20 protein-coding genes are annotated in these 18712 nt (G+C 71.8%); 7 read left to right on the forward strand and 13 right to left on the reverse strand.

The genetic code is table 11. The features are described from left to right. Positions 1-33: 33 nt before the first annotated feature. Entirely contained in the window at positions 34-1605 is a 1572-nt protein-coding gene (locus NIE79_RS13500) for an alpha/beta hydrolase (RefSeq protein WP_238678931.1), read from the forward strand. Here the strand turns inward: NIE79_RS13500 and NIE79_RS13505 are convergent. Then, positions 1532-2044: a potassium channel family protein gene (locus NIE79_RS13505; RefSeq protein WP_238678878.1), complete on the reverse strand. Its 513-nt coding sequence runs from the start codon at positions 2042-2044 to the stop codon at positions 1532-1534. The two genes, NIE79_RS13500 and NIE79_RS13505, sit on opposite strands and share 74 nt — an antisense overlap. Before the next feature lie 74 nt (positions 2045-2118). Between NIE79_RS13505 and NIE79_RS13510 the strand changes: the two genes are divergently transcribed. Next, the gene (locus tag NIE79_RS13510; RefSeq protein ID WP_238678879.1) at positions 2119-2571 is read left to right on the forward strand and encodes a GNAT family N-acetyltransferase; all 453 of its coding nucleotides are present in this window, start codon (positions 2119-2121) and stop codon (positions 2569-2571) included. Positions 2572-2821: 250 nt separating this feature from the next. On the opposite strand, the gene NIE79_RS13515 is transcribed toward NIE79_RS13510, so the two are convergent. From NIE79_RS13515 to NIE79_RS13550, 8 genes are all read right to left on the reverse strand, one after another. Continuing rightward, positions 2822-3547: an ABC transporter ATP-binding protein gene (locus NIE79_RS13515; protein ID WP_238678932.1), complete on the reverse strand. Its 726-nt coding sequence runs from the start codon at positions 3545-3547 to the stop codon at positions 2822-2824. A gap of 11 nt (positions 3548-3558) precedes the next feature. After that, positions 3559-4554, reverse strand: a complete 996-nt coding sequence (locus NIE79_RS13520; protein ID WP_238678880.1) for an ABC transporter ATP-binding protein — start codon at positions 4552-4554, stop codon at positions 3559-3561. Position 4555: 1 nt separating this feature from the next. Next, entirely contained in the window at positions 4556-7264 is a 2709-nt protein-coding gene (locus NIE79_RS13525) for an FtsX-like permease family protein (RefSeq protein WP_238678881.1), read from the reverse strand. Further along, positions 7261-10449: an FtsX-like permease family protein gene (locus NIE79_RS13530; protein WP_238678882.1), complete on the reverse strand. Its 3189-nt coding sequence runs from the start codon at positions 10447-10449 to the stop codon at positions 7261-7263. Before NIE79_RS13530 ends, NIE79_RS13525 begins: the two co-directional genes overlap by 4 nt. A gap of 132 nt (positions 10450-10581) precedes the next feature. Continuing rightward, on the reverse strand, positions 10582-10746 hold the full coding sequence (locus tag NIE79_RS13535) for a hypothetical protein (protein ID WP_238678883.1): 165 nt from the start codon (positions 10744-10746) through the stop codon (positions 10582-10584). Beyond that, the gene (locus tag NIE79_RS13540) at positions 10743-10958 is read right to left on the reverse strand and encodes a helix-turn-helix domain-containing protein (protein ID WP_030336216.1); all 216 of its coding nucleotides are present in this window, start codon (positions 10956-10958) and stop codon (positions 10743-10745) included. Before NIE79_RS13540 ends, NIE79_RS13535 begins: the two co-directional genes overlap by 4 nt. After that, positions 10958-11437 carry a DUF2975 domain-containing protein gene (locus NIE79_RS13545; RefSeq protein WP_238678884.1) on the reverse strand — a complete coding sequence of 160 codons (480 nt, stop codon included), beginning with the start codon at positions 11435-11437 and terminating at the stop codon, positions 10958-10960. Before NIE79_RS13545 ends, NIE79_RS13540 begins: the two co-directional genes overlap by 1 nt. A gap of 62 nt (positions 11438-11499) precedes the next feature. After that, the gene (locus NIE79_RS13550; RefSeq protein WP_238678885.1) at positions 11500-12114 is read right to left on the reverse strand and encodes a YdeI/OmpD-associated family protein; all 615 of its coding nucleotides are present in this window, start codon (positions 12112-12114) and stop codon (positions 11500-11502) included. 201 nt (positions 12115-12315) lie between these two features. Between NIE79_RS13550 and NIE79_RS13555 the strand changes: the two genes are divergently transcribed. From NIE79_RS13555 to NIE79_RS13565, 3 genes are all read left to right on the forward strand, one after another. After that, positions 12316-13509 carry a hypothetical protein gene (locus tag NIE79_RS13555; RefSeq protein WP_238678886.1) on the forward strand — a complete coding sequence of 398 codons (1194 nt, stop codon included), beginning with the start codon at positions 12316-12318 and terminating at the stop codon, positions 13507-13509. Between the two features lie 74 nt (positions 13510-13583). Continuing rightward, a complete protein-coding gene (locus NIE79_RS13560; protein WP_238678887.1) occupies positions 13584-14432 on the forward strand; it encodes an MBL fold metallo-hydrolase in 849 nt (282 codons plus the stop codon). Continuing rightward, positions 14429-14884 (forward strand): MarR family winged helix-turn-helix transcriptional regulator, encoded by a 456-nt coding sequence (locus NIE79_RS13565; RefSeq protein WP_238678888.1) that lies wholly within the window; start codon positions 14429-14431, stop codon positions 14882-14884. Before NIE79_RS13560 ends, NIE79_RS13565 begins: the two co-directional genes overlap by 4 nt. 28 nt (positions 14885-14912) lie before the next feature. Here NIE79_RS13565 and ligD read toward each other — a convergent pair whose 3' ends face one another. Next, a complete protein-coding gene (ligD, locus tag NIE79_RS13570) occupies positions 14913-15950 on the reverse strand; it encodes a non-homologous end-joining DNA ligase (RefSeq protein WP_238678889.1) in 1038 nt (345 codons plus the stop codon). Between the two features lie 47 nt (positions 15951-15997). Between ligD and msrB the strand changes: the two genes are divergently transcribed. Next, the gene (gene msrB / locus NIE79_RS13575) at positions 15998-16402 is read left to right on the forward strand and encodes a peptide-methionine (R)-S-oxide reductase MsrB (RefSeq protein WP_238678890.1); all 405 of its coding nucleotides are present in this window, start codon (positions 15998-16000) and stop codon (positions 16400-16402) included. A gap of 43 nt (positions 16403-16445) precedes the next feature. On the opposite strand, the gene NIE79_RS13580 is transcribed toward msrB, so the two are convergent. The 3 genes from NIE79_RS13580 to NIE79_RS13590 form a co-directional block, all read right to left on the reverse strand. Continuing rightward, positions 16446-17054 carry a DUF305 domain-containing protein gene (locus NIE79_RS13580; protein ID WP_238678891.1) on the reverse strand — a complete coding sequence of 203 codons (609 nt, stop codon included), beginning with the start codon at positions 17052-17054 and terminating at the stop codon, positions 16446-16448. A 62-nt stretch (positions 17055-17116) separates the two neighbouring features. Continuing rightward, positions 17117-17857 (reverse strand): lytic polysaccharide monooxygenase, encoded by a 741-nt coding sequence (locus NIE79_RS13585; RefSeq protein WP_238678892.1) that lies wholly within the window; start codon positions 17855-17857, stop codon positions 17117-17119. A 107-nt stretch (positions 17858-17964) separates the two neighbouring features. Further along, the gene (locus NIE79_RS13590; protein WP_238678893.1) at positions 17965-18240 is read right to left on the reverse strand and encodes an isoamylase early set domain-containing protein; all 276 of its coding nucleotides are present in this window, start codon (positions 18238-18240) and stop codon (positions 17965-17967) included. Positions 18241-18396: 156 nt separating this feature from the next. On the opposite strand from NIE79_RS13590, the gene NIE79_RS13595 reads away from it, so the two are divergent. Further along, a complete protein-coding gene (locus NIE79_RS13595) occupies positions 18397-18657 on the forward strand; it encodes a metallothionein (RefSeq protein WP_124815255.1) in 261 nt (86 codons plus the stop codon). The last annotated feature ends 55 nt before the right edge of the window (positions 18658-18712 follow it).

Genomic DNA, 18712 nt, shown 5'->3' on the forward strand with positions numbered 1-18712 from the left:
GACCACGTGACCCGCACCGCCGACCAGCCTCGGATGGCGACCAGCCGCCGGGTCCGTCGCACTCTGGCCGCCTTCGGCGTCGCCGCGCTGCTCACCGCCGGTTGCACGCTGCCGGCGTTCGCGCCGCGCACCGAAGTGGAGGGTGCGGCCGCACCGACCGGCAGCGCACCGAACTGGCGGCCCTGCCCGGAGGTGCCCGACGAGTTGGTCGGGCGTAGCGCACCGAACATGCGCTACGAGTGCACCCGCATCGCTGTGCCCCGCGACTGGGGCACCGGCGGCGGGGCGAGCGCCGGCCCGGGCGCCGGGCAGACCTTCGAGATCGCCCTGCTGCGCGCCCGGTCCACCAAGCAACGCGACCGGATCGGTTCGCTGGTGATCAACCCGGGCGGCCCGGGCGGCTCCGGTGTCGACACCGCCGTCTACCTCTCCTTCGGCCCCCAGTTCGGCGGGCTGCCCGCCTCGATCACCGAGCGCTTCGACATCGTCGGCTTCGACCCGCGCGGGGTCTCCCGGTCCAGCCCGGTGAAGTGCATCTCCGACGCCGACCTGGACACCAGCTTCGGCTTCGACCCGGACCCGGCGAGCCAGTCGGCATTCGACGGCTTCGTCGGCCTGAGCCAGCGGATCGGGCGCGGTTGCGGTGACCGCTACGGCGACCAGTTGCCGCTGTACGGCACCGAGCAGGCCGCCCGCGACATGGACGCGGTACGCGCCGCCGTGGGCGACGACAAGCTCACCTACCTGGGCTACTCGTACGGCACCCTGCTCGGTGCCACGTACGCCCAGCTCTACCCGCAGCGGGTGCGGGCGCTGGTGCTCGACGGCGCTGTCGACCCGCAGCAGCGGCTGGTCGAGGGCTCGGAGAGCCAGGCCCGCGGCTTCGAACGGGCCTTCACCAACTTCACGCGCTGGTGCGCGGCGAACGCCGGCCGCTGCCCGATCGCCCCGGACGCCCGCGCCGCTGTCACCTCGGCCATCGACAAGGCCAAGGTCTCCCCGGTACGCGGCGCGGACGGGCGGGAGGCCACCGCCGGCTGGGTGTTCTACGCCGTCATCTCCTCGCTCTACACCGAATCCGGCTGGCAGGAGCTGGCCCAGGCGATCGACAAGCTGGCCGAGGGCGACCCGAAGGACGTGTTCCGGCTCGCCGACGCGTACGCCGGCCGGGAGGACGACGGGCACTACTCGAACCTGTTCGACGCCAACCTGGCCATCAACTGCGCAGACGAGACGGAGAAGCCGAGCCGGGCGCAGATCCGGCAGTTGCAGTCCGAGTGGCGCGGGAAATACCCGCTGTTCGGGCCGGCGTTGGCGGTCGGCATGCTGAGCTGCGTCGAGTGGCCGGGTGGGCGCGACCCGTACCCGACCGGGAAGGCGAACGGCGCACCGCCGATCGTGGTGGTCGGCACCACCGGCGACCCGGCGACTCCGTACGAGCAGACCCCACGGCTCGCGTCGATGCTGGGCGTCGGTCGGGTGCTGACCTGGGAGGGCGAGGGGCACACCGCGTACCCGCAGACGTCCTGCATCACCAACGCTGTCGACGCCTACCTGATCGACCTGACCGTGCCACCGGAGGGGCAGCGCTGCCCGGCCCGCTGACCGGCTGGGTCGGCGGCAGTGGGGGCAGCTCGATCCCCTGCCGGGCGGCCAACTCCTCCAGCAGCGCCCGCATCCGGCGCACGTCGGCCTTGAGCTGCTCCTGCTCCTCATGCTCGAAGGCGTCGTCGTCGACGATGAGCCGGCTCGCGAAGTGCGCCGTGATCAGCGGAATGACCAGCAGCACCATTGTCGAGATGAGCAGCGCGGCCAGTGTGCGGCCCGCCCAGGTGGTCGGCGAGATGTCGCCGTATCCGACGGTGGAGGCGGTCACCACCGCCCACCAGACGGCGTCGGCCGGGCTGCGCTGCTCGACCTCCCCGTAGATGACCCCGGCCACCACGATCATCAACAGGTACGAGGTGATCAGCGTGCGGGGCGAGTTGGCGAACCACACCAACGCCCGGTACACCCAGCGGAACGGCAGCAGCAGTAGCTCCATGCCGCCCCATGCTGCCCGTTGCCCGCAACCGGCACAGACCCATCCGCCGGTTTCGCTGTGTCAGGATCACCGGCATGAGCGACGTGATCTACCGGGAGGCGGTCCGGGCCGACCTACCCGCCGTCATCGCCCTGCTCGCCGACGACGTCCTGGGCAAGGCCCGCGACTTCACCGAGGTCGACGAGGCGTACGAGAAGGCGTTCGCGGACATCGACGCGGACCCGCGCAACCAGTTGATCGTGGCCGAGCGGGATGGCGAACTGGTCGGCTGCCTTCAGATCACCTACATCCCGGGTCTGGGTCGGCACGGCAGTGAGCGGTCGCTGATCGAGTCGGTCCGGGTCCGCTCCGACCGGCGTGGCCAGGGGCTGGGCCGGGACCTGATGATCTGGGCGGTCGACCAGGCCCGGCAGCGCGGCTGCGCGCTGGTGCAGCTGACCACCGACAAAACCCGCGAGGACGCGCACCGCTTCTACCTGAGCCTCGGCTTCGTGGCCAGCCACGAGGGCATGAAGCTCGCGCTCTGACCAGCCACGCTGACGGTTCGGGCGGGGGCCTCCGCTACTGCTACACAGACGCTTTGGAGCTGATGCCGTAGACGAGTCACCCGTCCGGCGATTCGTTTACGACATCAGCTCCAAAGCGAGCACGGACCGCCATCCGCCGCGCGGCGCCCCGGAGGGAGCCAGCGCCCGGCGTCACCGCTGTATCCGCTCCGGGCATCGCGGGCACCGTCGACGGCCCGCCCCCCGGCGGCGGTCAGCCCCCCGGCGGCGGTCAGCCGTCGGCCAGGCGTCCGTCGCGCAGGACGAGCACCCGGTCGGCGAGGTCGATCAGGGCCGGGTCGTGCGTGGCCACCAGGGCCGTCATGCCGCGGGCGTGCACCACCGCGCGCAGCAGGTCCATGATGGATCGGCCGGTTTCCGAGTCGAGCTGACCGGTGGGCTCGTCGGCGATGAGCAGGTCCGGCTCGTTGGCCAACGCACGGGCCACAGCGACCCGCTGCTGCTGGCCACCGGAGAGCTCGTACGGTCGCTGCGCGGCGTGCCCGCCCAGGCCGACGAGTTCCAGCAGCACCGCGACGCGCTCTTCGCGCTCCGCGGCCGGCGTCTGCGCCAGCCGCAGCGGCACGCCCACGTTCTCGGCGGCGGAGAGGATCGGCACCAGCCCGAAGGTCTGGAACACGAACCCGACGGTGCCGCGGCGCAGCCGCAGCAGCTCCGCCTCCCCGGCGGAGGTGACGTCGTGCCCGGCCACCACCACCTGACCGCTGTCCGGCCGGTCCAGCCCGCCGATCAGGTTCAGAAGCGTGGTCTTGCCGGCCCCGGACCGGCCTCGGATGGCGACCAACTCGCCCCGGTCGGCGGTGAACGAGACGTCCCGCACCGCGTGCACGGCGTGCTCACCACGGCCGAAGGTCCGGCTGACCCCACTGACCCGGACCACCTCGTCGGGGTGCGACGCGGAGCCGCCGCCGAACCCGGCCGCGCCGGTCACCACCATGTCCTGCCGGCTCATGCCCGTGCTCCCCGCTCCTCCGAGGCCCGGTTGCCGGGCCGTACCTGCACATGGTCCGGCTCCAGGTCGAGCCGGACCCGCTCCTTCAGCGAGAGCGCGTCGACGAACGCGGCCGGCAGCTGCATCCGACCGTTGCGGTCCAGTACCGCGTACTCCTCGCTGACCAGCTCGGTGTTGCCGTCCGCGTCGATCCGCGCGGTCCGGCGTACCTCGGAGGCGGTCCGGCCGTCGCGGATCGCGACGGTCCGGCGGACCTGCGTGGCCACGGCGTGGTCGTGTGTGACGACCACGATGGTCACGCCCAGTTCCGCGTTGATGGTGCGCAGCGCCGCGAAGACCTCCGCGCCGGTCGCCTCGTCCAGCTCACCGGTCGGCTCGTCGGCGAAGAGCACCTCCGGGTCGTTGGCCACCGCCACCGCCACCGCGACCCGCTGCTGTTCTCCACCGCTGAGCTGCCCGGGGCGCCGATCGGCGCAGTAGCCCACGCCGACCAGGTCGAGCAGTTCCCGGGCCCGTTCCCGGCGGGCCTTGCGGCTGCGCTTGCCGGCCAACTGCATCGGCAGCTCGACGTTCTCCAGCGCGTTGAGGTACGGCAGCAGGTTGCGGCCGGTCTGCTGCCAGACGAACCCGACCAGCTGCCGGCGGTAGCTCAGCCGCCGCTTCGCGGAGAGCGAGAGCAGGTCGTAGTCGGCCACCCTGGCGATACCGGCGGTCGGGGTGTCCAGGCCGGAGAGGATGTTGAGCAGTGTCGACTTGCCCGAACCGGAGGCGCCGACGATCGCCACCAGCTCACCCCGGTCGATGACCAGGTCGAGCCCCTGCAGGGCGACCACCTCCACCCCCTCGGTCTTGAAGATGCGCACCAGGCCGTCGCAGACGATGTGCCCGCGGAGGCGATCCTGCCCGCCGGCCCGCTCGGCGGCGCGAAGCGCTGCCCGCTGTTGCAGGGCGGCCAGGTCAGGCACCAGTGGAGTCTGGGCGGTAGCGGTCATCTCAGCTCTCCTCTCCGAGCCGAAGCACCTCTCCGAGGCGCAAACGGCGGTTGTTCAAAGCCTCGACGGCGACCGCGAAGCCGAGGGCGACCGCCCCGAGCGCGAACACAGCGGCGACCAGAGCGGGCTCGAAAGCCACCCGGACGGGCACACCACTGGTGAACGCGGACAGGCCGAGCACCGGGTTGAGCAGCAGGGGCAGTACCGCACCGACGAGCGCGCCGGTCAGCACCGACACCGCGACCAGCGGGGTCAACTCGACCAGCAGCAGCCCTCGCCACTGCCGGCGGGACAGGCCGAGGGTGCGCAGCCGGGACAGCACCTGGCCCCGGGCGCGCGCGCCGGCCAGGACTGTGAACGCGATGGCCAACAGCCCGAGCACTGTGCCGCCGGCGGCGCCGGCCACGAACCCGAAGGCCAGCACCCCGTTCGCCCCGCCCTCGCCGAGATCCCGGCGGACCTCCGCGCGGGTGTCGACGGTGACCCCGATCATCCGTTCCCGACCGGTGACCGTGCCGTCCCGCTGGTAGCGCTCCTGCCCCTGGTCGCCGGCGACGCGTAGCGCCTCGGCGTCCAGCGAGTCCCCGGCGATCAGCAGGCTGGTGGGCACTGGTGTGGTGGTACGCGTCGGCAGGGCCTGCCAGGGCAGGATCACGAACCGGCTGACGTTCGCCGCCAGCATCGGGAAACCGGCCTCGGTGCCGGCCACCCGGAACTCGTACCGCTGGCCCTGCACCGAGATGAAGGCGGAGTCGTCCAGCCCGGCCTTGGCCAGGTCGGCGGCGACCGCCGGTGAGACGATCGCCGGCAGCGGACCCGGGCCGGGCCCCGCGGTGCGCAGCGCGGCGGGAATGGACAGGTCCACCTGCGATTCGCGGGCCACAGTGTCCAACCCCGAGCCGTCGACGAGCAGCACGTCCGTCTGCCCGATGAAGGCGTCGGTGCCGACCTCGTCGGACGCGAGCCGCTCATCGTCCTCGTACAGCACCCTTGTGACGGCCCGGACTCCCGGCAGACGGCCCAGCTCGTCGATGGTGTCGGGTGCGAAGCGCTCCCCGCGGATCACTGCGTCGGCGGGCACGATCTGCGCGGCGGCCCGTTCCCGGCTCGCGTCGACGCCGGCGGCCACTACCGCGCAGAACGCCGCAGTACCGATCGCCAGCACCACCACGACCAGCGGGGCGGCGACCGCCGCTCGGCCGGCGCGGGCCGTGCCGAGGAAGGCCACGCTGCCCCGGGTCCGCGCGGCCAGCCGGCTGACCAGCAACAACGGCCAGGGGTACGCGCGCAGCGCCAGCACCGCCGCTGCGATCGCGAGGAGAACCGGCACCGACACGAGCAGTGGATCCACCTCGCCGAGAGTCAGACCACGCCGACGCAGCAGCACCGCGGCGAGCCCGGCCAGGAGCAGCAGGGAGACCTCGACGGTGAGTCGACGGGCCGACGGGCGCACCCGGATCAGGTCCCGGCGAGCCGCTCCGCCGACCGGTACGGCCAGCGTCGCCAACGGCAGTGCCAGCGTGACCAGCACTGTCGCCCCGATGACGTACGGCGTGGTCGGATCCGGTGCACCGGGGAACAGGGTGCCCAGCCACCAGCCCAGCACGGCGGCGATCGGCACCACCAGCATCGACTCGGCGAGGCTGCGCCGGGCGCCGGCGGTGGCCCCGCCCCCACGGGCGCGCAGCAACGCGAACTCCGAGCGACGCCGCCTGGTGGCGAGACTGGCCGCGAGCACGATGAGTCCCGCCAGGGTGGCCAGTACGCCGGCCGCGATCACCGCGAGCAGCGTCCGGACGGCGTCGATCTGGGCGGCGAACGCGCGCAGCGGAACGTCGACGCCCTGGGTCAGGCTGAGGTCCTTCGGCTGGTTGCGCTGCATCACCTGAAGGCCGTCGATCAGCTGGTCCAGCTCGCGTGCGTCGATCCGGTCGACGCCCAGGCGGTACCGCCAGTTGGACTGGATCGGCCAGCCCTCCGCGGCCCGCTTGTTGAGGGGCGACTGCGCCACGACGCCGACGATGACGAACGGCTGACCATCACCCTGCGGTTCGATGATCCGCAGCAGCTGTGGAAGCCCGTCCCAGATGCCGTTGGCGCGGTCGACGGGCCGGTACAGCCCGGTCACCGTCAGCGGGACACCGTTGATGAGTCGGCCCTTGTCGTCGGTCCTGCCGGTGCGCAGTTGGCTGCCGGCGCGCAGGTTGAGCTTGCGGGCCACGTCGACGTCGAGCGCCACCTCGATCGGCCGGTCGGGAACGTACGTCTCGCTCGGCCACGCCCCGTCGACGAGGGTGCTCGCGTCCTGGATGCCGGGCATCGCCCGCAGGCCCATGTCGACAAGCAGGTTGCGGGCGGCCAGGTCCGGCCCGACCACCCGGGCCTCGGTGGTCTCGACGCTGTACCACCGCTCGGTCACCGCCGAGCGCACCTGTGGCGGCATCTCCGCGGCCAGGGCGTCGAACCGCTCGGCGGCACTGCCCATCGCCGTCCGTTGCGACGTCAGCTCCGCCGGGCTGGTGGTGTACGAGATGTCCCGGCGGGCCGCCGGCTCGCTGTTGAGTTGCGCCCGCAGCCCCTGTTCTGCGAGCTGGTTGACCAGCCGGGGCACTCCACTGATCAGCAGCGTGACCACCAGGGTCAGCACCGCCAGCAGCAGGAACTGCCCCCCGTACGCCCGGACCCGCCGGACGGCCGCCCCGACGTTCATCGTTCTCCCCCGATTCGCAGCTGCACCGCCGCCACCCGCTGACGGATGCCGGTGGCGATGAACGCGCTGAAGGCGAGCGCCGCCAGCAGCAGACCGACCGCGGTCAGGCCGATGGGCACCCAGGGCAGCACGAACGCCGCCGGGGGTATCGGCCGGCCGGCGGCCGGGGTGAGGATGACAAGTGGGGCCATCGTCGCGCCGACCGCGGTGCCGAGCAACAACCCGACGCCCACGCCGATGCCGGCGAGGAACGTCTGTTCGGCCAGCAGCGCCCGAGCCATCAGGCGGGGCGTGGCGCCGAGGGTGTGCAGGACGGCGAACTCGCCGAGCCGACGCCGGGCGGTGGCCCACACGTCCACCATCAGGCCGACGAGGGCGAGCAGCACCGCACCGAACGCTGCGGCGAGCATTCCGGTACGCGAGCCGCGCCAGTACGGGTCGTCGGCGGCCGCCTTGATGGCCGCTTCCCGGTTGAGCACTGTGACGCCCGGGAGTGCGCTGGCCGCCTGGGCGGCGGCGTTCGCGTCGCCGGCACCGACCCACCATTCCGGTACCTGTCGCACCGCGCCGCTGCTCCGGATCATCGCGTCGACAGCGGCCGGCAGGTCCAGCAGGACGCCTTCCCCGGTGGTGGCCGGCACGGCGGCCAGTTCGCCGACCAGCCGCACCGGCAGCGTCGCCCCGGAGAGGGTCAGGTCGACGGTGTCGCCGACGTTCAGGCTCAGCGCGTCGCGGACCCCTGGGGTCATCAACACCGGTACGAACGTGTCGTCTCCCCCGCCCGGCACGACAGCGAACCGGGTGGGTGGTTGGTACGCGAACTGCCCACCGGGGATCACCTCGACCGCGCGGGCCGCGGCGAAGCCGGCGCCGGTGGTCCGTACCGGCGTGGGCTCCTGCCCGAGGGCGGTCACGGCCCAGTCGCCGCTCAGTTCGGTCGGTTGTTTCGTGCCGTCGGCAGTGACCACCGTCAGCCCGTCCACCTGGAGTTCGTAGGAGTTGCCGGCGGCCAACCCACCGTCTGCCTCGAAGCCGGCCAGCCGCAGCCGCGCCCCGCTGAGGTCGGGCAGTCGCGTGGTGAACGGGGTGGCCCGGCCGTCGCTGTCGGCGTTGGCCGCCGGCAGCCGCAGGGCGAGCCCGTCGGGGGTGGTGACCAGCAACGTCACAGCGACCTTCAGTGACCGGGCGGCGTTGCTCACCGGGGTACGGATCGTGCCGGTGATCTCACGCGCCCCGGCGGGCAGTTCGACGCCTGCGGGCTCTCCCCGCGCGGCGACCATCCTCCGGTACTGCTCCGACGCCGAGCCGTCGCCGAGGCGGTCGGCGAGCCGGACGACGCCCAGGGCGCTGGCCGGGTCGACACCGATCACTGTGGCCGGCAGGTTCTCCCGCCCGACCCGGATCTCGTCCCGCCACGCCGGCAGCACCCGGGTTACGCTCGGCAGCGCGGCGAGTTCGCCGGCCCGGGTCGGTGGGGCGCCTCCGGCCCGTTCGGTCACCCGCAGGTCGGCGCCGACCGTGTGGCCGGCCTGCTCGACCTGGGACCGCTCGCCGGTGCTGATCAGCGACCAGGCCAGGGTGCTGCCGCCAACGGCGAGGGCGAGCAGCAACACGGGGCCGGCGTGGGGACGTCGGCCGGCCTGCCACATGCCGAACATGGTGGCGGTCCAGGGACGTCGGTCGACGAACCGCTCCGCGAACCGGGTGAGCGGCGGGAGCACCCGCAACGCCAGCACGGCACCGGCCAGCACGCCGAGCGTCGGGGCGGCGACCAGCAGCGGGTCGAGCCCGAGCTGGCCACCCGAGCCGGCCAGCGGGGAGGCGTACCGGCGCAGCTGCACCCAGGCGAGCACGGCGAGCGCCACGAGCACCAGGTCGACGCTGGCGCGTTGGACGCTCGCGGCCCGGTTCGGCCGGGATCGGGCCGCCATGTCGGCGACGTACGTCCCGGCGCCGCGCAGCGTCGGTAGGACCATGGCGACGAGGCAGCCGGCCGCGGTGGCCGCTGCCGCCGCCCAGACCAGTGTGGTGTTGCCGCCTGCGGTGGAGAGGTCACCCGACCCGCCGGGTCGGATGTAGCGCAGCGCCTCACCGGCGATCAGCGGACCGAGCACGGCGGCCGGGGCGACCACCAGGGTCGCCTCACGGGCGGCCAGGCCGGCCAACTGCCGACGGGCGGCGCCTCGGGCGCGCAGCAGCGCGGTCTGTGGGCGGCGGTCCTCGTGCAGCAGCGCGGCGACCAGCACCAGCGCGTACCCGGCGAGCACCAGGATGAGCAGCAGCGGGGTGGCCAGCGACGAGCGACCCACCAGGTCGGCGCGGGCGATCCGGTCCAGCAACTGCGGCATCTTGGTCACCGTCTGCCCGGAGCTGCCCAGTTGGGCGGCCTCGGGAACGGCCGAGACCGCCTCGGTGAGGGCTTTCCGAACGGCGGGCAGGTCGGCGGTGTCGACGGTGCCGAGGTCCGGTTGGGCCAGCCAGGACGCCGACACCGAGCCCGGGAAGGTGGCCGCGAAGTCGGCCGGGTCGAGCGTGAACGGCCCGTACGAGGTGCCGGAACCAGCGCTGCCCGACCCCACGCCGGGCGCCAGCAGCCAGTACGCGTCCGCCGGGTCGCGGGGCCGCCAGGTGCCGGCGAGCACCAGTTCCCCGCGTCGTTCGGTGGCCCGGTCGCGCACCGGGACGCGTTCGCCGACGGTCAGGCCGAGGGCGCCGGCGACCCGCTCGGGCAGGCTCACCTGGACGGGGTTCGCTCCGGGGCTGGGCCAGGCTCCGCCGGTCAGTTCCGCGTGGCTGGCGAGGTCGGCGAGCGTGGCCAGGTTCGCGAAGACCGGTTCGTCGGCCGTACGCGGGATCTGCCCGAGGTCGCCGGTCAGCTCCCGGCCGGTGCCGTAACGGGCGGTGGTGACACTGACCGGGACGCCGCCGAGCCCGGTGGCGAACTCGGCTCGGACCGCCTTGTCCCTGGTGGCGAACTCGGCCGCGTCCCGTCCACCCGAGCCACTGACCAGAAGGCCGCGCTCCTCGGCGGGCGAGGCGGCGACCAGAGCTCGCTGCCCGGCGTCCACCGCCCGACGGTTGTAGTCGGACAGCCCGGTGACCAACGCGACGGCGACGAGGGCAGCGATCACCGCCGCGACCAGCAACCCTCGCGCCTCGCGGGCCCGCCTCCACACCAGCTTCATCCGACGACGCCTCCCCTGGCCCTGGCGGGCCGACGACCATCAAGACAGGCCACCTACCGGGAAAGGTTCGCGCCCGTTACATGATCGTTATTACGGGGAGGGTCGGCTCAGGCCGACCAGCGCGCCTGGCGGCTAACTGCCGCCGCGAAGGTTGCGGATGCCGAACACCACAGCGCCGAGCACGAGCACGACGCCCAGAAGTTGAAGGCCCGGCGAGTCGTCGGCCTCCCCGTGCACGATGCCGGCGACGCCGAGGGCAACCACGAGAACGGCGGCGACGGTCAGGAGGTACCTCATGGGGTTTCCTCCTCGACCCACTCGAGCAGGTCTCCGGGTTGGCAGTCGAGCACTCGGCACATCGCTTCGAGGGTGCTGAAGCGGACCGCCTTGGCGCGGCCGTTCTTGAGCACCGCCACGTTGGCGGGGGTGAGCCCGACGCGCTCGGCGAACTCACCGACGCTCATCTTGCGCTTGGCCAACTCCACGTCGATGCGGACGACGATGGGCATCAGATCACCGCTTCCATGTCGGTCCGCAGGGTGGTGGCCTGCCGCAACAGCGCCCGCATCACCACCATGAGGAGCCCCAGCACGCTGACGCCCACCGTCAGCAGGAACAGCAGCAGGGGCAGCCCCGGGTCGTCCGCGTTGAACCCCACGTAGAGGAAGACACCCACGAGCACCACCCACGCGGCGGCGATGGCCCACACGATCGCGTCCACCCACTTCAGGGACGCTTCGGTGAAGATGCGGTCGCTCTTGACCAGGCTGAGCAACTTCCAGGTCGCCGCGATGACGACCTGGACGCACAGCACCCAGAACACCGCCACGACCGTGGCCGGCCACCGGAGGTAGGCGTCCTGCGGCGATTCCGCAGCCATGTGGGCGAACTGTCCGGGCAGGGAGAAGGTCTGAAACAGGACCAGGACCCCGAACAGCACCACGAGGAAAACTCGGAGAGCGGCAACCGCTCGATGCTCCGTAACCATGCATCGAGTTTCGCTCGTTACCTATCGAAAGTCAATCGGTTGCGAGGACATCGACTTCTGGCTCACGACGACGTCGGCCCAGGCGCCGGCCTCGCCTTCTGGGGATAGAACGTCTCGTGACGGGCCAGCATGGCGACGAACTCGCCGATCTTGCGCTCGCGGGTCTCCGCCCGCTTGACCGCATTGAGGCGATGGATGAGAGCGAACCGGTTGGCCTTGGTGAGCACGTCGAGCATGGCCTGGGCGGCAGGATCGGCGGCGATGGCGGCGAGCAGGTCAGCCGGCACCTCCGCCTCCGACGGTGGGGCGTAGGCGGCCGCCCATCGCCCGTCCGCCTTCGCGGCGTCCACAGCGGCACGGCCTGCCGGCAACATCCGCCCCTGCTCCTCCAGCCGGGCCACGTGCCCGACGTTGCGCTGGGACCAGGAACTGCGGGGCCGACGCGGGGTGAACCGAATCCAGGATGACCCCTCATCCCGCTTGCGGGCCTGCCCGTCGATCCAGCCGACGCACAGACCCTCGTCGACCGCCTGCTGCCAGGTCAGCGTCGTGACCGTGCCACCCTTCTTGGTCAGGGCGAGCCACACGCCCGGCGACGTGGCGTGGTTGGCCGACAACCACGCGCGCAGGGCGTCGGCGTCCGCGACGATCAACTCATCCAGCTCTGTGCTCGCCATGACGGCAGGCTAACCGCTGGCGCCGACACTGCGGCTCCACAAACCCTGGAGGTCCCGCTGTACGTCAACGACGCGTTCCTCGCTTACCACAACAACCCGGCACGGGCTCGGCTACGCGGCCTGGTCCGCAACCCCGCCATTCCCGCCGACCTGTTGCGGCAGCTCGTCGAGGAGCACCTGCGGGAGGCGGAAGCCGCCCTGATGCTCCGTCTGGAATGGAGCGACGAACAGTTCGAGGCACTGGTGAACCACCCCGACCACAAGGTGCGCAGGCTCCTGGCGCAAGCCGTGCATGTCACACCCGAACAGCGGGCCAGGCTGGTTGAGGACCCGGAACGTTCCGTGCTGTGGGCGCTCGCCGAGGGGCCGACCTCGCTGCTCGCGTCGAGGTGGACGGTGACGGCGGCGCTCCCCGTCTGGGCGTACGAGCGGCTGCTCGAACGGCACCCGAGGCTGGAGCTGGTCATGGTCGACTCGCCGTGGGTGCCGCAGGAACTGCGCGCCCGACTGTGGCCGGGCGAATCACGAACGGCGCCGGCCGACGAGCCACCTACGGACCGCCGGGAGCTCGAAGCGCAGGCCAGTGACGACAACGACTGGGTGCGAAGCACCGCCGCCGCCGAACCCGACCTGCGCGCGGACCTCGTCGCCCGGCTGGCGGTGGACCCCTCACCCGGGGTCCGGCTCGCCGTGTCGATGCGCCCCGAGTTCAGTGAGGAGCAACGCGCGGCAATCGACTACCACGTCGGACGTGACGACCGGATCCAACCGGCCGTCTGGGCGACCAGGACCCGCGACCCGGAGATCCAGAGCCGCTGCGTGCGCTCGGCGCACATCGGACTCCGTCGCAGTGTCGCGTGCAATCCCCACCTCACCGTCGACCACATCGCCGCGCTGGAGAACGACGACGACTTCGCCGTCCGGCTCCTGCTCTGCGAACGCCACTCGGGCGTCAGCCACGAGACGGTGCTCAACACCTACCTGGACGCTACGACGGCAACCCGAGGCCGCCTTCTCGACCACCCCAGCTTCCAATGGGTCGGACTGGCCCAGCTGGCAGAGTCGCCCGACCCATGGGCCCGAGCCCTGGTGGTCCGCGATCCCGAGGCAGCACCGCAGCTCATCGAGCGGCTCAGCCACGACCCGCGCCCGGAGGTGCGGAACTCGACGGCCGGTGACCCCCGACTGTCGCCGAGTCGCGTGCTCGACTTGTTCGACGATCCGGAAACGGCCGGAGCAGCCGCCGCCAACCCACACCTGCCGCTGCCGGTCATGCGCGGTGTCCTCACCGACGCCGCGACGCTCGCCAACGGAGCTGTCGATGGCGAACCGGCAGTGCTCCTGGGTCGGTGGTCGGGTCGCCGTCGGCCCAGCGCCGGAGGTGACGGTCTTTAGAACAGGTGTACGACAGCCTCTGGGAGGGGTAATTTCATCTGGCATCAGACGATCTGACGTCGTACGATCGGGCGGTGAAGACCCTTCCTACCCCCGAACCGTGGACGGCCGCCCTTCCCGAGGCGACACCGCCACCCGACATGGCGATCTGTCAACTCCCCACCGGCACCTACGAGACGCGGGCGGCATTTGCCCTCCGCGGTGGCTCGTTTCGTGACAAGCGGCAGTTCGCCGCCACCGCCGTCCTCGTGCGCCACCCGAAGGGCGACTTCCTCATCGACGCCGGCTTCGGGGCCAACGTCGCCGCGCACGTCGCCATGCAGCCGCGGTTCGCCCGCGCCCCCTTCCAGAGCACCCGGACGGTGCGCGAGCAGCTCGACGACAGTGGTTACGACAGCACCAGGCTTCGCGGGGTGTTCCTGACCCACTCGCACTGGGACCACGCGAGCGGCCTGGACTCGCTCGACCTCCCCATCTGGATGAACAGCGGTGAGCTTGAGTACGCCGCGAGCGACGGCGACGGAAAGGTCTACCGCGCCGTTTCGCCCGGCCACGAGATCCGCGAATACTCCTTCGACGGCCCCGCGTACCTCGGCTTTTCCGCGAGCTTCGACGTCCACGGCGACGGATCCCTCGTGCTGGCGTTGGCCGGCGGCCACACGACGGGGTCCGTGGTCGCGTTCGTGACCCTTCCGTCCGGGCAGCGCTACGCGTTCATCGGCGACCTGACCTGGCAACTGGACGGAGTCCACCGGCTGGTGGAACGCCCCTGGCTGCTCCGGGCCCTCGCCGACAGCGACTCCGAACAGGTACGGCAGGGCATCCTGCGATCGGCCGCGTTGACCGAGCTGATGCAGGTCGTCCCGGCTCACGACCGGCGCGCCTACGAGGGAATCCCGCTGCTGTCGGATGCGCCGCGATGACCGCGGGACCAGCGCCGTCGCTCGACTCCGAGATCACCTGGCTGTTGCATCGCGCCGCCCAACGGATGCACGTGGTGACCGGCGAACAGGCCGAGAGACACGGCCTGCACCTGAGGGACTACATCGTGTTGAGCGCGCTCGACAAGACACCCGGGCTGACCCAGGTCGAGCTGGCCAGGACGCTCGGGCTCGACAAGACCACGCTGATGACCCAACTCGATCGACTCGAACAGAAGAATCTCGTCGTACGCCACTCCGATCCCCGCGACCGCCGGCTGCGCATTCCGGCGATCACGACGGTTGGCGAGGAGGTACGGGCGCAGGTCGCCCACGACAGCGAGGAGGCGGAGCGGAACGCGATGGCCGGCTTCAGCCAGGCCGAGGTCGACACGTTCCGCCGGATGCTGTTCGCGATCATCGGCACGGCGGTGGACCCGGGGTCCTGCCTGTGATGCTCGGCGAGCACAAATAGCTCGGCGATCAGGCGCTCTCCTCCTCGGGAGGGCGCTTGGCGCGGCTGGGCTGCACCCGTTTGGGCTCGCCGGGCATCTTCGGGTGGTCCGGCGGGTACGGCAGGTCGCCCTGGCCGGCGGTGGCGTCCCGGTCGGCCCACTCCAGCAGCGGGGTGATGTCCCACGGTGCGTCGTCGATGCCGGCGTGCGGATCACCTCGCTCGGCGAGCCGGGCCGGCACGGTGCGCAGGTCGAAGTCGTCCGGGTCGACGTCGGGTAGCTCGTCCCAGCTGACCGGGGTCGAGACGGTGGCCCGCGCGTTGGCCCGCAGCGAGTACGCGCAGGCGATCGTGCGGTCGCGCGCCATCTGGTTGAAGTCGACGAAGACCCGGGTGCCGCGCTCCTCCTTCCACCAGGCGGTGGTGACCAGGTCGGGGTTGCGGCGTTCCACCTCCCGGGCCAGCGCGATGGTGGCCCGGCGCACCTCGGTGAACGTCCAGCGGGGCTGGATGCGCAGGTAGACGTGCACGCCCCGGCCACCGGAGGTCTTCGGCCAGCCGGTCACGCCCAGCTCGTCGAGGAGCGCGCGAACCTCACCGGCGGCCCGTGCCGCGTCGGCGAAGTCGGTGCCGGGCTGCGGGTCCAGGTCGATGCGCAGCTCGTCGGGGCGGTCGACGTCGGCGGCCCGCACGGGCCACGGGTGGAACACGATGGTGCCCATCTGGGCCGCCCAGGCCACGTGCGCCAGGTCGGCCGGGCAGAGCTCCGCCGCGCTCCGACCGCTGGGGAAGGTGATCTGCGCGGTCGTCACCCAGGGCGGCACCCCCCGCGTCGGCACCCGCTTCTGGAAGAACGCCTCGCCCTCGACGCCCTCGGGGAAGCGTTGCAGGGTGGTCGGCCGGTCCCGCAGGGCACGCATGATCCCGTCGCCGACCGCGAGGTAGTAGTGGAAGACGTCCGCCTTGGTGAACCCCCGCTGCGGGAAGATCACCCGATCCGGACTGCTCAGCCGGACGGTGTGCCCGGCCACCTCGACCTCGGCGGCCGCAGCCTTGGTGCCACCCATCCCGCGACCTTATGCCAAGCCCCCGACGTTCGACGTACCGTTGTGGGGTGAGTCTTGACGACAATGAGCTGCCCCGTACCGACGAAGAGTGGCGGGTCCGACTGACCCCCGAGGAGTTCCACGTCCTGCGGGAGGCCGGCACCGAACGCCCGTGGACGGGCGAGTACGTGGACACGAAGACCCAGGGGGTCTACAACTGTCGTGCCTGCGGGCTGGAACTCTTCTCCAGCGACACGAAGTTCGACTCGCACTGCGGGTGGCCGAGCTTCGACGACGCCATCCCGGGCCGGGTGAAGGAAATCGAGGACCGCAGCCTCGGCGCGGTGCGTACGGAGATCCGCTGCGCCCGCTGCGACAGTCACCTCGGGCACGTCTTCCACGGCGAGGGCTTCACCCCGAAGGACACCCGGCACTGTGTCAACTCGGTCTCCATCAAGCTGGAACCCCGCTGACCCGGGCATCCACTGCGTGACAGCGCTCGGGGCATGACCGTGCTCAGGGCGTACCAGTGAGCAGCTCGACCTCGGCGGTCCGGGACTGCTCGATCCGGCGGGCCAGGTCGCGGACCCGCTCGTTGCGGCCGACGCCGACGTGGGATCGGGCCAGGTCGGCGGCCGATCGCTGATGCTCGGTGAGCACCTCGCGCAGCACGCGGTCGACGTCCGCGTCCGGCGCGGTTCGCAGCCGGTCGAGCGCGGCGTCGTCGCCGTGCCCGTCGTGGTGGTGCGCGACCGCGCTGGCACCCGGCCCGGTCGTGGGCAACCAGCCGCGCATCGCGGCCAGTTCGTCGGCCTCGGTCGCCTCGACGGCGGCGGCCAGGGTGCGCAGCGCGTCGTCGCGCACCCGGTCCCGGGCCAGCCGGACGATCTGCAGGGTGCGTTCGCTGTGCCCGACCATGGTGCTCAGGAACACCACGTCGATCCCGCTCATCGCGTCCGCCTCGATCGCGGACCCGACGCCCGCGGACCCGGCCGCCGCCGAGCCGGCCGGGGACGCGGGGGCCGGCTGCGGCAGGGTCGGCGGGCTCGACGTGGGCGGTCCGGCGCAGGCTCCGGTGAGCAGCAGAGCCGCGACGAGGGTCGCCAGCGGGGTACGGCGGGGCATGCCGGTGCTCCGTTCACGCGAGAGCGGCGACACGGGTGCGACCAGGGGCCGCACCCGTGCGGTCAGACCTGGAGCCAGAGCGCCGGGACGTTCGGCGGCTCCCAGCCCGGGATCGCTGTGTGCGCCTGCCGGCAGCGGTACGTTGCTCCGCCGTAGGTGACCTGGTCGCCGACCTGGTACGCCCGGCCGGTCGTCCAACTGCCGCCCGGCGCGGGCGAAGTGGTGGGCGTGGCGGTCGGGGTGGGCCGTGGGGTGGGTGAGGTGGTGGGGGTGGGCGTCGGGTTCGACCCTCCGCCGCCGATCTGCACGTCGATGCAGGAGTAGAAGGCGTTCGCCGTGTCGGAGATGTTCCACACCGCGAGGATCTTCTGCCGGCCGGAGAAGCCGCCGAGATTGACGTTGTGCGACACAGTGGCGCCCGGCTGCTGGTTGTTGCCGCTGACCACGCCGACCCGGGTGTTGCCGATCCAGTACTCCCAGTTGCTGGTGGCGTGCCGGGCGGTGTTCACCCAGGTGAAGGTCAGCGAGCTGCCCACCGAGGTGGCCGGCCAGCCCCGACTGTCGTCGTTGAGGACGGCGAACTGGGCGATCCCGGCATTGCAGCTGCGCAGGCCCTTGGGCCCTTCGACGCTCTGCGGCTCGTACTTGATCTGCCCGCAGTCGGGCACCCGGCCCTGCGCGCAGAGCGCCTGCCGGCTCGGTGGGGCGGAGACGTAGCCGTGCGCCTGCGCGGGGGCGGCGACGGTGAGGGTGGCGGCGACGGCGCCCGCCGCCACCAGCGGGACGGTGATTCTTCGACGCATCGGGCAGCTCCTTCTCCAGGTGCGGTGAGGTGCCCTCAAGGTAATTTAAACATTGTTAACAGTAAAGACTCTCATCGATAAATCCATCGATGGCGGCAGTTTTCTTCTCAGAGCCGGAGCAGGCTGCCCCCGTCGTCGACCTGATCGGCCGACTCGTCGTCCAACCAGACGCCGCCGGTGCCGAGATAACGGAACCGGTACTCCCCCGGCGGCAGCTTCACCGTCACCGTCCTGGTGCCGTCGCGGCGGGCCACCAATTCGTGCCGACCCGGCAGCCATCCGTTGAACGAGCCGACGACGCTCACCGGGCCGGGCGGGACATCGCGTGGCAGACAGAAGGTGACCCGGGTCTGGTTGCCGAAGAGCTTGTTGCGCTTGATCACTGTGATCCTCCGGGGGTTGCGGCGGTTCACCCGGCATAACGGGCAACACGCCGACGCCGACACGCCGCCGTCATGGCCAGGCATCGACGTTCCGCCCCCACGCCGGGATCACCTGAGGGATTCTGTAGGCACTTGTCCACTTAACGGAGGTTTTCGGTGGCAACCTGCGAGGTCTGCGGCAACGACTACTGGATGGCGTTCGAGGTGCACACCGTCAGCGGCGACGTGCACACCTTCGACTCGTTCGAGTGCGCGATCCACCGCATGGCACCGATCTGCGAGCACTGCCAGGTCAAAATCGTCGGGCACGGTGTCGAGGTCAACGGCCGCTTCTTCTGCTGCGCACACTGCGCCCGCGCCGTCGAGGGCGCGGTGGGCGCCGAGATCCGCGACGCCGTCGGCGCCCGCCCGGCCTGACCGCGCCCGCCCGGCCGCTGCCGTTCCGGACCACCACGCTGGGGTACGGTCGTCG

This window comes from Micromonospora trifolii (genome assembly GCF_022229005.1).
GTDB classification, from domain to species: Bacteria; Actinomycetota; Actinomycetes; order Mycobacteriales; family Micromonosporaceae; genus Micromonospora; species Micromonospora trifolii.

Coding starts and splice junctions, on each gene's coding strand:
- NIE79_RS13585 (WP_238678892.1), bottom strand. CDS start 17,857: ATGCGTCGAAGAATCACCGTCCCGCTGGTGGCGGCGGGCGCCGTCGCC.
- NIE79_RS13505 (WP_238678878.1), bottom strand. CDS start 2,044: ATGGAGCTACTGCTGCTGCCGTTCCGCTGGGTGTACCGGGCGTTGGTG.
- NIE79_RS13540 (WP_030336216.1), bottom strand. CDS start 10,958: ATGCCCATCGTCGTCCGCATCGACGTGGAGTTGGCCAAGCGCAAGATG.
- NIE79_RS13550 (WP_238678885.1), bottom strand. CDS start 12,114: ATGGCGAGCACAGAGCTGGATGAGTTGATCGTCGCGGACGCCGACGCC.
- NIE79_RS13510 (WP_238678879.1), top strand. CDS start 2,119: ATGAGCGACGTGATCTACCGGGAGGCGGTCCGGGCCGACCTACCCGCC.
- NIE79_RS13535 (WP_238678883.1), bottom strand. CDS start 10,746: ATGAGGTACCTCCTGACCGTCGCCGCCGTTCTCGTGGTTGCCCTCGGC.
- NIE79_RS13520 (WP_238678880.1), bottom strand. CDS start 4,554: ATGACCGCTACCGCCCAGACTCCACTGGTGCCTGACCTGGCCGCCCTG.
- ligD (WP_238678889.1), bottom strand. CDS start 15,950: ATGGGTGGCACCAAGGCTGCGGCCGCCGAGGTCGAGGTGGCCGGGCAC.
- NIE79_RS13530 (WP_238678882.1), bottom strand. CDS start 10,449: ATGAAGCTGGTGTGGAGGCGGGCCCGCGAGGCGCGAGGGTTGCTGGTC.
- NIE79_RS13565 (WP_238678888.1), top strand. CDS start 14,429: ATGACCGCGGGACCAGCGCCGTCGCTCGACTCCGAGATCACCTGGCTG.
- NIE79_RS13500 (WP_238678931.1), top strand. CDS start 34: ATGGCGACCAGCCGCCGGGTCCGTCGCACTCTGGCCGCCTTCGGCGTC.
- NIE79_RS13580 (WP_238678891.1), bottom strand. CDS start 17,054: ATGCCCCGCCGTACCCCGCTGGCGACCCTCGTCGCGGCTCTGCTGCTC.
- NIE79_RS13515 (WP_238678932.1), bottom strand. CDS start 3,547: ATGGTGGTGACCGGCGCGGCCGGGTTCGGCGGCGGCTCCGCGTCGCAC.
- NIE79_RS13555 (WP_238678886.1), top strand. CDS start 12,316: ATGCTCCGTCTGGAATGGAGCGACGAACAGTTCGAGGCACTGGTGAAC.
- NIE79_RS13525 (WP_238678881.1), bottom strand. CDS start 7,264: ATGAACGTCGGGGCGGCCGTCCGGCGGGTCCGGGCGTACGGGGGGCAG.
- NIE79_RS13545 (WP_238678884.1), bottom strand. CDS start 11,437: ATGGTTACGGAGCATCGAGCGGTTGCCGCTCTCCGAGTTTTCCTCGTG.